Here is a 12,431-nt window from a genome sequence, read left to right as displayed (position 1 = left end):
GAATGGCGGATATGGAACATCCCGACCGCATCTTTCTGCGCGACCACGTCCTTTCGGCCGAGATCGGCGCCTTTCAATCTGAACGCGGCCTGGATCAGCGCCTGCGCTTCAACCTGACCGTGGATCTGCGAGAGACCGTCGCGGGCAGCGGCGATCATGTCGACGCCGTGCTGTCCTATGACGTACTGACGCAGGCGGTCGACACGGCGCTGGCCGATCAGCGCTACAACCTTGTCGAGACGCTGGCCGAACGCATCGCCGCCGAGGTGCTAGCCCATCCCCGCGCCGCCCGCATCACCGTCAGCGTCGAAAAGCTGGACCGCGGTCCGGGCGCCCTTGGCGTGTCGATCATCCGCCATCGGGGCCGCGTGCCCGCCACGGGCGTGGCCGCACAGGTGGCGATCCTGGTGCATGCGCCCGGCGCACTGCTGGCCCCGGGGGCGGTCGTGATCGTTCCGGGCGCCCTACCCATCACCGATGACGGCCCGCATGCCCGCCGCCTGGCGCTGTTGTCGCTGGATCAGGCCGCATGGCGGCTTGGCGGCGACCTGGGCATCGAGGTGGCAGAGACCCGCACCGAACTGGACGCCGCGATCCAGCTGCGCCAGCCGGTGATCTGGGCGCCCACGCGTCTTGCCGCCGATGCCCCGGATGCAGGCGACGGTCCCGACAGCCTTGCGCTGTGGCTTGCGGGGCGTCTTGGGGCCCATCACATCGATTTCGCCGGCCCTACCGACAGGCCGCTGCCGGTCGTACCGGACGGGTTGGCGGTCAGCGTCGCGCATCTGCGCACCGCCTGACATCCGATGATGCAGGACGGCCTCTACTATCGCCCCATCCCGCAGGATCAGGGTGGCCGCTGGCCCCTCGCCGGCGGGTGGACCGGGTTCACGCATCTGGAATGCCTGCAGCGCGGCGCGGCCCCGCGCATCGTCGACAGCGCACCCGATCGCGTGATGGCGGCCCTGACAGCCCCGCGGCCGTCCGTCCTGCGCCTGACGCTGGACCGGCCGCGGCTGATGGGCATCGTCAATGCGACCCCCGACAGCTTCTCGGACGGCGGCCGGTACGATCCTGCATCGCAGGCGCGGACCCTGGCGGCGGATGGGGCGGACCTGCTGGACATCGGCGGCGAATCCACCCGTCCCGGAGCCGAGGAGATCGCCGTCCCGGACGAGATTGCCCGCATCCTGCCCGCGATCGAGGCTGCCCGCGGCCTGTTGCCGATATCGGTCGATACGCGCAAGGCCGCGGTCGCGCAGGCGGCGCTTGCCGCCGGGGCCGGTATGGTCAACGACGTGTCGGGCTTCGATTTCGATGCGGGACTGGCACCCCTGGTGGCCGGTGCCGGGGTGCCTGTCTGCCTGATGCATGCGCAGGGGCTGCCCGCCACGATGCAGGACGACCCGCGTTACGACGACGTGCTGCTGGACGTCTATGATGCCTTGGCCGCACGCATCGACCGGGCGGTCCGGGCGGGCATTCCCGCTGATCGCATCGTGATCGATCCGGGCATCGGCTTTGGCAAGACGGAGGCGCATAATCTGGCGATCCTGCGGCGGATTTCGCTGTATCATGGGTTGGACTGCCCGATCCTGCTGGGCGTGTCGCGCAAGCGTTTCATCGGCCGGATCGGCGGGGCCGACCTGGCGGCAGAGCGCATGCCCGGCACGCTGGCCCTGACGGTCGCGGCCGTGGCCCAGGGGGTCCAGATCCACCGCGTCCACGATGTCGCGGAACACGCACAGGGGCTGCGCCTGATCGCGGCCCTCAACAAGAACGGGAAGGCAGGGACATGAGCAGAAAGCTTTTCGGCACCGACGGGGTCCGCGGGCGCGCCAACACCTATCCGATGACCGCCGAGATGGCGCTGCGCCTTGGCGCCGCCGCCGGCCGTTACTTTCGCCGCGACGGGCGCAACCGGCACCGCGTGGTGATCGGCAAGGACACGCGCCTGTCGGGTTACATGCTGGAAAACGCGCTGACGGCGGGGTTGACCAGCACGGGGATGAACGTGCTGCTGCTGGGCCCGGTGCCGACGCCGGCCGTCGGGTTCCTGACGCGGTCGATGCGGGCCGATCTGGGGATCATGATCTCGGCCAGTCACAACCCGGCCGAGGACAACGGCATCAAGTTCTTCGGTCCCGACGGCTTCAAGCTGTCCGACGAGGCCGAGGCCGAGATCGAGGCGCTGGTCGCGGGCGCGATGGAACCGGTCGCCCCGGCCAGCATCGGCCGGGCCAAGCGGATCGACGACGGTCGGGGCCGCTACATGGAATATGCCAAGACGACCTTCCCGGCCAAGCTGCGGCTGGACGGGCTGAAGGTGGTCCTGGACTGCGCGAACGGCGCCGCCTATCGCGCCGCGCCCGACGTCCTGTGGGAACTGGGCGCGGATGTGATCCCCCTTGGCGTCGAGCCGGACGGGTTCAACATCAACGACGGCGTCGGAAGCACGCATCCCCAGGCCTGCGCCGATGCGGTCCGTGCCCATGGCGCGCATCTGGGAATCAGCCTGGACGGCGATGCCGACCGGGTGGTGATCGTGGACCAGACGGGCCGCGTGGCGGATGGTGACCAGATCATGGCGCTGTTGGCCGGGCGGTGGGCCGAACAGGGCCGGCTTGCAGGCGGCGCGCTGGTCGCCACGGTCATGTCGAACCTGGGGCTGGAGCATTACCTGACCGCGCGCGGCCTGCGGCTGGAGCGGACGCAGGTCGGCGACCGCTATGTGGTCGAGCGCATGCGCGAGGGCGGGTTCAACCTGGGCGGTGAACAGTCGGGTCATATCGTGATGACCGACTATGCCACCACCGGCGACGGGCTGGTGGCCGCGATGCAGGTGCTGGGCGCGATGGCCGAGACGGGTCGGGCGGCAAGCGAACTGGTCGCGCAGTTCGAACCCGTGCCGCAGATGCTGAAGAACGTCCGCTATGCCGCGGGTGCCGATCCGCTGGCGGCCGAGCCGGTCAAGCGCATGATCGCGGATGCCGAGGCGCGGCTGGCCGGGTCCGGCCGGGTGCTGATCCGGAAATCGGGGACCGAGCCGCTGATCCGGGTGATGGCCGAGGCCGAGGACGAGGCCGTCCTGCGCGAGGTCGTCGACGGCATCGTCGCGGCGGTCGAACGCGCGGCCTGATTTGCGTCCCGCGGCGGCCGGGGGGCTATGCGCCCCCCGGACCCCCCGTCGCGGAGGGGTGCCGATGGCGGGTCAGGGTATCTGTCCCACGGGATCGAAGTCATAGAGCCAGTCGAAACGACCGGGCATCAGCGACGGCGCCAGGCGGTCCGCCACGCGCAGCACCGAATGCGCGCCGATCCGCATGACACCCCCGAAATGATAGTTGCGGGCATTGGCGTTCGCCGCATCGACGATCCGGGTCACGCGTGGCTGGCGCAGCGCCTGATAGCGGGCCAGGGCCTGTGGCTGATCCGGGATCGTGTCCAGGCAGGCGGCAAGCGTCCAGGCGTCCTCGATGGCCATGCCCGCGCCCTGGGCCAGAAAGGGCAGCGTCGGGTGGGCCGCATCGCCCAGCAGGGCAAGCCGGTCGTCATGCCAGCGCGACGCGACCGGATGGCGGAAGAGACCCCACAGATGCGTATGGTCCACCTGGGCCAGCCAGCCCGGCACCGGCCCGCCCATGCCCGCAAAGGCCGCGCGCAGGCGGTCGGGGTCGCCGGGATGGGACCAGCCCTCGTCCTGCCAGTCCGGGCGTTCCTCGACGGCCACGATGTTGCGCAGGCCGCCGGGCAGCGGATAGCTGACCAGATGCCTGCGCGCGGTCATGAAGACCTGCGCGACGGGCGCGCCTCCGGCATCGGGGATCAGGGCGCGCCATGCGGTCTGGCCGGTGAAGAATGGCACCTGCTGGCCGTTCAATGCTGCCCGATGCGTGCTGCGCAGCCCGTCGGCGGCGATGGTCAGGCCATCGGCATCAGCCGCCGTCACGCCAAGCTGGATCGTCACGCCCGCCTGCCGTGCCACATCGGCCAGCAGACCGATCAGCCGGGCGCGGTGGATCAGCAGAAAGCGCGCCTCGGGGCGGTGCGCCCGAAGGTCCATGCGCAGCACGCGCCGCCCGCGTTCGTCGTTCAGCTGCACCGCGTCTGTGCGCAGCGCGGCGCCATCCAGCGCGGTTCCCAGGCCAAGCGCATCCAGCACCCGCACCGCATTGGCCGAGATCTGGATCCCCGCACCGACCTCGCCCAGTTCGGGCGTGCGTTCCACGACCGTGACCTGCGCCCCGCGTCGCGCCAGGGCCAGGGCCGCCGTCAGGCCGCCGATTCCGGCGCCGATGACGGTCACGGGGCGGTTCTCAAGCGCGGACATGGATCGGACCTCCGGATATGACAAGGCCCCGCACCGGGCGGGGCCTGGCGCGGCGCTGACGGATGGATCAGTCGTCGCGGTGAACGCGTTCCTTGCGCTCGTGACGCTCCTGCGCCTCCAGTGTCATGGTTGCGATCGGACGGGCATCCAGGCGACGCAGGCTGATCGGCTCGCCGGTCATCTCGCAATAGCCGAAATCGCCGGTCTCGATGCGGCGCAGCGCGGCGTCGATCTTGCTGACCAGCTTGCGCTGACGGTCGCGGGTACGCAGTTCCAGCGCGCGGTCGGTCTCCTCGCTGGCGCGGTCGGCCAGGTCGGGAACGCTGCGGGCGCTGTCCTGCAGTCCTTCCAGGGTCTCGGCCGACTGGCTGAGCAGTTCCTGCTTCCAGGCCTCGAGCTTCCGCCGGAAATATTCGAGCTGACGCTCGTTCATGAAGGGTTCGTCCTCGGCGGGACGATAATCCTGGGGAAGGAAGGTCTGGGCTTTCATTACGTCCTCCGGCGGCGCCGGGCGGAGCAAAATTACCGGCACCTTGCGCGGTCCCTTAAAGTATGACGTGCTGCTTGTCACTAGGGTTCAGGGCGCTAATGATGCGCGGCGTGCAATTCGCCGCAACTTTGCGGGCAGTTGCGGGCAAGCACCTTGCGCTAAAGGAGAGTTTTCATGCAGTTCACGGGAACCGACCGCTATGTGGCCCCGCCCGATCTGGCCCTGGCGGTGAACGCCGCCGTCACGCTGGAACGCCCGCTGCTGGTCAAGGGAGAGCCCGGAACCGGCAAGACGGAGCTGGCCCGGCAGGTCGCCGCCAGCCTGGGCATGCCCATCATCGAATGGCACGTGAAGTCCACGACCAAGGCGCAGCAGGGGCTTTACGAATACGATGCGGTCAGTCGGCTGCGCGACAGCCAGCTGGGCGACGCGCGTGTGAACGACGTGTCGAACTATATCCGGCGGGGCAAGCTGTGGCAGGCCTTTGCCGCCCCCGCGCGGGTCGTGCTGCTGATCGACGAGGTCGACAAGGCCGATATCGAGTTTCCGAACGACCTGCTGCAGGAACTGGACCGGATGGAGTTCCACGTCTACGAAACCGGAGAGACAGTGCGCGCCGCGCACCGGCCCGTGGTCATCATCACCTCGAACAACGAAAAGGAGCTGCCCGACGCGTTCCTGCGGCGGTGCTTCTTCCATTACATCCGGTTTCCCGATGCCGCGACCCTGCGCGCCATCGTCGAGGTGCACCACCCGGGGCTGAAACCGCGCCTGCTGGACAGCGCGCTGTCCCAGTTCATGGAACTGCGTGACGTGCCGGGGCTGAAAAAGAAGCCCTCGACCAGCGAATTCCTGGACTGGCTGAAGCTGATCCTGGCCGAGGACCTGTCGCCCGAGGATCTGGCCCGCGATCCTGCGACGATGCTGCCCAAGCTGCACGGCGCGCTGCTGAAGAACGAACAGGACGTGGCCCTGTTCGAGAAGCTGGCCTTCATGGCGCGCCGCCAGGGCCGCTGAGGAGAGGATTTCCCCTGCCCCGGTCCCCCGTCGGGGAAGCCTTTTCCCGATTGCCGCCCGCCCGGCCCGGCGACTAGGCTTGCGCCACATCGGAGGGAGGACATCATGAGCGATCAACAGGGTTTCGACACGCGGGCGATCCATGCGGGGGCGGCTGCCGACCCGGCGACCGGGGCGCGGCAGGTGCCGATCTATCAGACGACGGCCTATGCCTTCCGCGACGCCGACCACGCCGCGCGCCTGTTCAACCTGCAGGAGGTCGGATACATCTATTCGCGCCTGACCAACCCGACCGTCGCGGCGCTGCAAGCGCGCGTCGCGGCGCTGGAGGGGGGTGCGGGCGCGGTCTGCTGTTCGTCGGGCCATGCGGCGCAGATCATGGCGCTGTTTCCGCTGATGGCGCCGGGGCGCAACATCGTGGCCTCGACCCGGCTCTATGGCGGCACCGTGACCCAGTTCAGCCACACGATCCGGCGATTCGGATGGTCGGCCAAATTTGTCGATTTCGACGACCCCGAGGCGCTGCGCGCGGCGATCGACGACGACACGCGCGCGGTCTTCTGCGAATCGATCAGCAATCCCGGCGGGTCGGTCACCGACATCCCGGCGGTCGCGGCCATCGCGGATGCGGCGGGAATCCCGCTGATCGTCGACAACACGCTGGCCACCCCCTATCTGTGCCGCCCGATCGAGATGGGCGCCACGCTGGTCGTTCACAGCTTGACGAAATACATGACCGGCAACGGCACGGTCACCGGCGGCGTGGTCGTGGACAGCGGCACCTTCGACTGGTCCGCCAGCGACAAGTTTCCCAGCCTGTCGGCCCCGGAACCCGCCTATCACGGGCTGAAATTCCACGAGACCTTCGGCAACATGGCCTTTACCTTCCACGGCATCGCCATCGGGCTGCGCGATCTGGGCATGACCATGAACCCGCAGGGCGCGCATTACACGCTGATGGGGATCGAGACGCTTGGCCTGCGGATGGAACGCCATGTCGCCAACGCGCAGAAGGTCGCCGCCTGGCTGGAGGCCGACGACCGGGTGGAGCGGGTGACCTATGCCGGTCTGGACAGCTCTCCGTGGAACACGACGGCGCGCCGGCTGTATCCCAAGGGCGCCGGGGCGCTGTTCACCTTCGCGATCAGGGGCGGCTATGCGGCGGCGGTCAAGCTGGTCGATGCGCTGTCGCTGTTCAGCCATGTGGCGAACCTGGGCGATGCGCGGTCGCTGGTGATCCATTCGGCCTCCACCACCCACCGCCAACTGACCGAGGATCAGCAGCGCGCCGCCGGGGCCGCCCCCGAGGTCGTCCGCCTGTCGGTGGGCATCGAGGATGCGGGCGACCTGATCGCCGACCTGGATCAGGCCCTGGCCAAGGCCACAGCCTGACGAAACGGGCCGGGGGTCGCCCCACGGCCCGTCCCTGCAATGTCATCCGATCAGTTCGCCGGGGTCTCGGGCAGTGGCTCGACGATGCCGGGCACGATCGGTTCGTCCGGCGCAGGCGCGCCGTCGCCGGGCATCGGCGGATGCACGGGGCTGCCGTCAGGCCCGCTCGCCGGACCACCGGCGGGGCCGCCATGCTCCCGACCGCCGTGTTCGGGGCCACCATGCTCAGGCCCACCATGCTCGGCGCCGCCATGACCGCGGTCGCCGTGATGCATGCCCATACCGTGCGGCGGCATCGGCGCACAGGCACCCTCTCCGGCCAGCGCGTATTCGATCTCGACCTGGGCGGCCATCTCGACCTCTCCGGCCTGGACGGGCACCGCATCGGCCATCGCGGCCTCCATGCGCATCATCGGGCGCGGGCCGCCCGTACCGGTCTGAATGTCGCGCAGCGTCAGCACCGGGCCCAGGTCGACGCCCGCGGCCTCTGCCAGCAGCTCGGCCTTGCGGCGTGCGTCGGCCACGGCATCGCGGCGGGCCTGATCCTGCGCCTCGGCGCCATCCTCGCGGCTGAAGGTGATGCCGTTGATCTCATTGGCACCCGCGGTGACGATGGCGTCCAGAACCTCGCCCAGACGGGCCAGGTCGGACACGCGCACCGCAACGGTGTTCGTCGCCTGATAGCCGGTGACGGTCGGGGCCTGGTTTTCGCCGTACTGCATCAGCGGGTTCAGGTTCAGCCCCGAGGTCTGGATCTGCGCCTCGTCGATCCCGGCACCGGTCAGCGCCTCGATCACGGCACTCTGCTGGGTGCTGTTCTGCTCCATCGCGGCGGCGGCGCTGTCGGCCTGCGTGGTCACGCCCAGCTGGACGGTCGCCATGTCGGGGGCGATGCGCGACTGCCCCTCGCCGGTGACGGTCAGGCGCGACGGACCGGCCGGACCGCAGGCCATGGGCGCGGCAAGGACGGGTGCGGCCATCAGGGCGGTCATGGCCACGGACAGGGCCAGCCGTCTTGCAGGGGGGGCACGGAAGATCGGTCGCATCAGGGGATCCTTTCTGATCGCGTGTTCGCTCAGGCGTTGATGCCCTGCCCGATGCCCGCTTCCTAGCCCTTTCACGCGCAAAACCGATCACAGATATGGCAGTTCTTCTTTCAACGTTCCACAATTTGCGGTAGTGGTGATTGGTGAACAATGACGTCGCGGGCACGACCACGCGACGCACCCCGAGCAGTGAAGACAGCCATGAACCAGCACGCCGCGCCACCCGAATTCGCCATGAGCTTCACCCAGGAGGCGGTCCGGCTGGAATGCCGCAACGGCCCGGATTGGCGGCCCTTGGGCCATGCCCGCTTCGCCGGCGGCGACATGGCCGCCGTGCTGAACGGGCTGCGCGAGCAGGCGGGCGGCCAGGCCGGGGAACTGGACACGGTCCTGGTGATCCCCGACGATCAGATCCTGTACACGGTGCTGACGGTCCCCTTCGGCTCGGACACCGCTGCAACCATTGCGCGCGCGCTGGAGGCGTCGACCCCCTATCGCGCCGAGGATCTGGCCTTCGACTGGTGCCCCGCCACGAACGGCGACATCGAGACGTTGCGCGTGGCCGCCGTCGCCCGCCGCACCCTGCACGAGGCCGAGGATTTCGCCCGCGCCCAGGGCTTTCGCCCATCCGGATTTCAGGCGCGGCCGGGCGACGACCGGTTCCAGGGCAATCCCGATTTCGGCCCCTCGCGGCTGGTGCAGGAACAGTACAACCGCCGGCCCTTCAGCGAGCCGGTCCTCAGCCAGGCGCGCGTGACCGCCCCGCAGATCGAGATCGAACAGCCCGTCGTCGCGGCGGTGCCGGTCATTTCGCGCATCATCCCGCATGTGGTCGCGGTCCCGGCAGCGGTCTCGGTCCCGCCCGCCACCGACACCGTCGCGCCCCCGACGGGTGAGACGCCTGCCGCGGTGATCCGCCACGGCAGCGGGCCGCTGACCGCAAAGCGCCTGTCGCCGCGGGCCGAGGCCGTGCACAGCCGCGCCGCCGCCGCCCGGGCGGAACGCGACGCGGCCGCACCCGCCGAAGACGTCGCGCCGACGCTGTCCGACCGCCTACGCGCCCTGGACCCGGCGCGTCTGCCTGTCCTGGTGGGCGGGCTGGCCCTGCTGCTGGTCGTGGCGCTGCTGTTCCTTGGCCGCCCCGCGCCGCAGGAGGAACTGGCCCAAGCCCCCGTTCCGCAGGCCCCCGTTCAGCAGGCACCTGTCCAGCAGGCTCCCGTCGCGGCAGAGCCGCAGCAGACGGCACCCGCCCCGCAAGCAGCCATCCCGGTTGCACCTACGACCACGACGCCGGTCGACCCCGTCCCTGTGGCACAGGAACCGCAGACCGCGCAGACGACGCCCGAACAGCCCGACGCCCTGGATCAGGCCCTGGCCGAGGCGCTGGCCCAGGCCCGTGCGCCTGCCCCTGCATCGACACCAGTCGCCGTGCCGCCCGCAGCATCGATGATCGCCGATCTGACGGCCACCCCGGCTGCAACCGCGACCACCGAAGTTGCGCCCGCCGCGGAGCCGACGCCCGCCGAACCTGCACCCGCAGAGACCATGGCGACCGCCGCGGCACCCGCGACGCCGACACCCGCTGCAACCGCGCCGACCCCGTCCGCCGCGCAAACCGCCGCCGCGCAGGCCGAGCAGTTGGCGCGGTCGGCCCGTCCGCCCCGGGCGACCCCGGCTGCGGCCTCCGTACCTGCCACGCCCGACCGCCAGCCGACGGTCCCGGCCAATCCGCTGCCGTATGGCGTGCAGAACCAACCGGCGGCACCCGTCGCGGCCGCGCGGCCGCCGTCGCGCCCCGCCGCGGCACCCGTCGCGCAGTCCGCTCCGGCTTCGGCGCCAGCCAATCGCCCCGCAGCGGCGGCCGCCTCCGCGCAGGCCGCCCCGGCGCAGACCACCGCCACCCCGGCGGCACGTCCGCCCAGCCCGGCCCAAGCGCGTCCCGCCCCGGCCCGGCCTGCGGCCGAGGCTGCCGCTGCCCCGGCACAACCGTCAGCCCGCCCGCCCTCGCGCCCCGACCGGCTGTCCCTGCTGGACGAAGGCAGCGCGCCCGAGCAGACCGCGGCGCTGACGCAGGCGGAACGCGACCTGATCATCAGTCAGCTGCGCGATCTGCGGACCGCGCAGGCAGGCAACGCGCCGCTGAGCCAGGCCGAGCGCGGCTTGGTGTTCCAACTGGCAGACGCCCGGCCCACGCGCCGGCCGGTCTCTGTGCGCGCACCGTCGCAACAGGCGGTGCAGGACGCCGTGGCACAGGCCGTCGATGCCGCCCGCCCCGCCCCGCGGGCCAGTGCGGCGGCCAGCCTTGCGGCACCCCGTCCCGCGGCCATCGATCCCGGCCCCACCGCCGCACCGTCGGGCGCCATCCTGCGGTCGGCCCGCCCGAACAGCCGGCCCGGCACGCGCACCGTGGCCAGCCCCGCGGTGTCGGAGCAGGCCGTGGAGGATGCCATCGCATCGGCCATCGGCAACAGCCCTGCCGCGCCCGGCGCGGTGGCGCTGACCGCGCTGACATCGTCGGCCATTCCGCCGCGCCGTGCCGGTGGCGCCGCCGTCAACGCGATGGTGGCCACGGCCGCCCCGGTCGCCGCAGCCCTGTCGCCGTCGTCGCCCGACCTGCGCGCCGCAGCCGAGGCGCAGTCGGCCGAGGCCGCGATCGCGGAACAGCGCCGGCAGGATGCCGAATTGCAGGCCCAGGCCGAGGCGCGCGCCCGGTCACAAGCCGCAGCCGACGCCCGGGCCGAAGCCCAGGCCCGCGCCCAAGCCGAAGCCCGTGCCCGCGCCCAGGCCCAGGCCGAGGCGCAGGCCGCCGCAGCGCGCAACCAGCAGTACCGCCCGCCCGAGGTCGACAGCGAGCCCGAGGTCATGGCCGCCGTCCCGCAGAACGCCATCGGCAATGCCGCCGCCAGCGCCACTGTCAAGGACGGCATCCAGCTGAGCAGCACCCAGATCATCGGCACGATCGGCGCGGGCCGGGCAAGCCGGGCATTGGTCCGCCTGTCCAACGGTCGCGTGCTGACGCTGCGCATCGGCGACCGCATCAACGGCGGCACCATCAGCGAGATCGGCGACAGCCGCATCACCTATCAAAAACAGGGCCGTGCCCACGCGCTTGGCGTCCTGAACGGCCAATAGATCCGGTCACCCGTCCAGACGGGTGATCGTGAAGCCCTCGTCCTGCAGCAGCGACAGGACCCCCGCCTCTCCGGGCAGGTGCAGCGCACCGAAGGCTGCGACAATTCCCTCATCCCCGGCCTCGACGGCACCCTCCAGCAGCGGTGCGATCCAAGCGCGGTTGCGATCATCCATCAGCCGGGTCTGGGCCAGGTCCATTTGGCGATCAACCTCTTCCCTGGACAATCCGGAATTGGCATAGGCGTCGAAACGCCCGAACTCCCAGATCTTCCAGACATCCCCGTCGAAATAGGCATCCGTCAGCGTCACCGCGTAATCGTCGGCATAGCTGGCCGCCGGCAGGCTTGCACGGATCATGTCCAGCTCCTGCTCGGGCGTCAGGCCCTCGAACAGGCCGAAGATGGTGTCCCACGGCTCCAGCGAGCGGACGGGCGTGCCCGCGTCCTGCGCCTCGGCCACCAGCAGGTGGTCCAGGCCGCCGGACTCTCCTCCCTGCTCGGCCATGGTGCGGACCATGCAGGGAGAGACGCCCAGCATCAGCGCGACATACCAGGGCCGCATCCGGGCGGTGATGACACCCGGCGTGCCGCGATCCGACATGGCCTGCGACAGCGCATCCCATTCGTCGGGCGACAGGCGTTCCGGCAGGGTGGGCCCGTCGGGATCGACCATCAGGGTCGGATCCTCGGTCAGCGCCTTTGTCAGGCGGGCCTCCTCGGCGGGGGCGGCCTCGACATAGAGCGCATGGGCCTCATCTATCAGCGGGCGGACACGCTCGATCATCGGCTGGTGGCGCGCATCGCCGAAGTGATAGGTGCCCACCAGCGTGATGCGCTGATCGTCGCGCACGGCCTGGTACAACAGGCCCTGGCGAAAGGGGACGTCGCGGCTGGCGGCCTCGATCGCCGCGGCGCGTTCGGCGGGCATGATGTCGAACAGGTTCTGGCCGGTGCAGGCGGCCATCGCGCCATGTCCCGACAGGGCGAACAGGGCGGCGGCAATCGTCAGTCGCATGGGTATCCTT

The 12,431-nt window shown here is 70.5% G+C and carries 10 protein-coding genes; 6 read left to right on the top strand and 4 right to left on the bottom strand.

Translation table 11 applies throughout. The annotated features are described in order from the left end of the window. Nucleotides 1-2 precede the first annotated feature (2 nt). The 3 genes from SY26_RS02275 to glmM are packed head-to-tail and all read left to right on the top strand — an operon-like array spanning nt 3 to nt 3,139. Nucleotides 3-800, top strand: coding sequence for a dihydroneopterin aldolase (locus tag SY26_RS02275; RefSeq protein WP_045999096.1), 798 nt, complete (start codon nt 3-5; stop codon nt 798-800). A gap of 6 nt (nt 801-806) precedes the next feature. Continuing rightward, entirely contained in the window at nt 807-1,799 is a 993-nt protein-coding gene (gene folP / locus SY26_RS02270; protein WP_369799384.1) for a dihydropteroate synthase, read from the top strand. Continuing rightward, entirely contained in the window at nt 1,796-3,139 is a 1,344-nt protein-coding gene (gene glmM, locus SY26_RS02265) for a phosphoglucosamine mutase (protein WP_045999095.1), read from the top strand. Before folP ends, glmM begins: the two co-directional genes overlap by 4 nt. A gap of 72 nt (nt 3,140-3,211) precedes the next feature. Here glmM and SY26_RS02260 read toward each other — a convergent pair whose 3' ends face one another. Together SY26_RS02260 and dksA are read right to left on the bottom strand one after the other, a co-directional pair. Continuing rightward, a complete protein-coding gene (locus SY26_RS02260; RefSeq protein ID WP_045999094.1) occupies nt 3,212-4,330 on the bottom strand; it encodes an FAD-dependent oxidoreductase in 1,119 nt (372 codons plus the stop codon). A gap of 67 nt (nt 4,331-4,397) precedes the next feature. Continuing rightward, a complete protein-coding gene (gene dksA, locus SY26_RS02255) occupies nt 4,398-4,820 on the bottom strand; it encodes an RNA polymerase-binding protein DksA (protein WP_045984066.1) in 423 nt (140 codons plus the stop codon). A gap of 174 nt (nt 4,821-4,994) precedes the next feature. Here dksA and SY26_RS02250 point away from each other — a divergent pair, with 174 nt between their 5' ends. Further along, on the top strand, nt 4,995-5,837 hold the full coding sequence (locus tag SY26_RS02250; RefSeq protein ID WP_045999093.1) for a MoxR family ATPase: 843 nt from the start codon (nt 4,995-4,997) through the stop codon (nt 5,835-5,837). Nucleotides 5,838-5,942: 105 nt separating this feature from the next. Further along, nucleotides 5,943-7,229, top strand: coding sequence for an O-acetylhomoserine aminocarboxypropyltransferase/cysteine synthase family protein (locus tag SY26_RS02245; RefSeq protein ID WP_045999092.1), 1,287 nt, complete (start codon nt 5,943-5,945; stop codon nt 7,227-7,229). Nucleotides 7,230-7,279: 50 nt separating this feature from the next. Here the strand turns inward: SY26_RS02245 and SY26_RS02240 are convergent, their stop codons facing one another. Further along, on the bottom strand, nt 7,280-8,275 hold the full coding sequence (locus SY26_RS02240) for an SIMPL domain-containing protein (RefSeq protein ID WP_052715084.1): 996 nt from the start codon (nt 8,273-8,275) through the stop codon (nt 7,280-7,282). Nucleotides 8,276-8,476: 201 nt separating this feature from the next. Here SY26_RS02240 and SY26_RS02235 point away from each other — a divergent pair, with 201 nt between their 5' ends. Further along, on the top strand, nt 8,477-11,407 hold the full coding sequence (locus tag SY26_RS02235) for a hypothetical protein (RefSeq protein WP_052715083.1): 2,931 nt from the start codon (nt 8,477-8,479) through the stop codon (nt 11,405-11,407). Between the two features lie 6 nt (nt 11,408-11,413). On the opposite strand, the gene SY26_RS02230 is transcribed toward SY26_RS02235, so the two are convergent. Next, a complete protein-coding gene (locus SY26_RS02230; RefSeq protein ID WP_045999091.1) occupies nt 11,414-12,421 on the bottom strand; it encodes a TraB/GumN family protein in 1,008 nt (335 codons plus the stop codon). Nucleotides 12,422-12,431: the final 10 nt, after the last annotated feature.

Origin of the sequence: Paracoccus sp. 228 (assembly GCF_000967825.1) — a bacterium.
In the GTDB taxonomy this organism is placed as follows: domain Bacteria; phylum Pseudomonadota; class Alphaproteobacteria; order Rhodobacterales; family Rhodobacteraceae; genus Paracoccus; species Paracoccus marcusii.
The sequence above is the reverse complement of the archived record's forward strand: the minus strand, read 5'-3'. Positions and strand labels throughout refer to the sequence as shown.

Excerpts from the sequence above, each read along its gene's own strand:
- SY26_RS02275 (WP_045999096.1), top strand. The coding sequence starts at position 3 with ATGGCGGATATGGAACATCCCGACCGCATCTTTCTGCGCGACCACGTC.
- folP (WP_369799384.1), top strand. The coding sequence starts at position 807 with ATGATGCAGGACGGCCTCTACTATCGCCCCATCCCGCAGGATCAGGGT.
- glmM (WP_045999095.1), top strand. The coding sequence starts at position 1,796 with ATGAGCAGAAAGCTTTTCGGCACCGACGGGGTCCGCGGGCGCGCCAAC.
- SY26_RS02260 (WP_045999094.1), bottom strand. The coding sequence starts at position 4,330 with ATGTCCGCGCTTGAGAACCGCCCCGTGACCGTCATCGGCGCCGGAATC.
- dksA (WP_045984066.1), bottom strand. The coding sequence starts at position 4,820 with ATGAAAGCCCAGACCTTCCTTCCCCAGGATTATCGTCCCGCCGAGGAC.
- SY26_RS02250 (WP_045999093.1), top strand. The coding sequence starts at position 4,995 with ATGCAGTTCACGGGAACCGACCGCTATGTGGCCCCGCCCGATCTGGCC.
- SY26_RS02245 (WP_045999092.1), top strand. The coding sequence starts at position 5,943 with ATGAGCGATCAACAGGGTTTCGACACGCGGGCGATCCATGCGGGGGCG.
- SY26_RS02240 (WP_052715084.1), bottom strand. The coding sequence starts at position 8,275 with ATGCGACCGATCTTCCGTGCCCCCCCTGCAAGACGGCTGGCCCTGTCC.
- SY26_RS02235 (WP_052715083.1), top strand. The coding sequence starts at position 8,477 with ATGAACCAGCACGCCGCGCCACCCGAATTCGCCATGAGCTTCACCCAG.
- SY26_RS02230 (WP_045999091.1), bottom strand. The coding sequence starts at position 12,421 with ATGCGACTGACGATTGCCGCCGCCCTGTTCGCCCTGTCGGGACATGGC.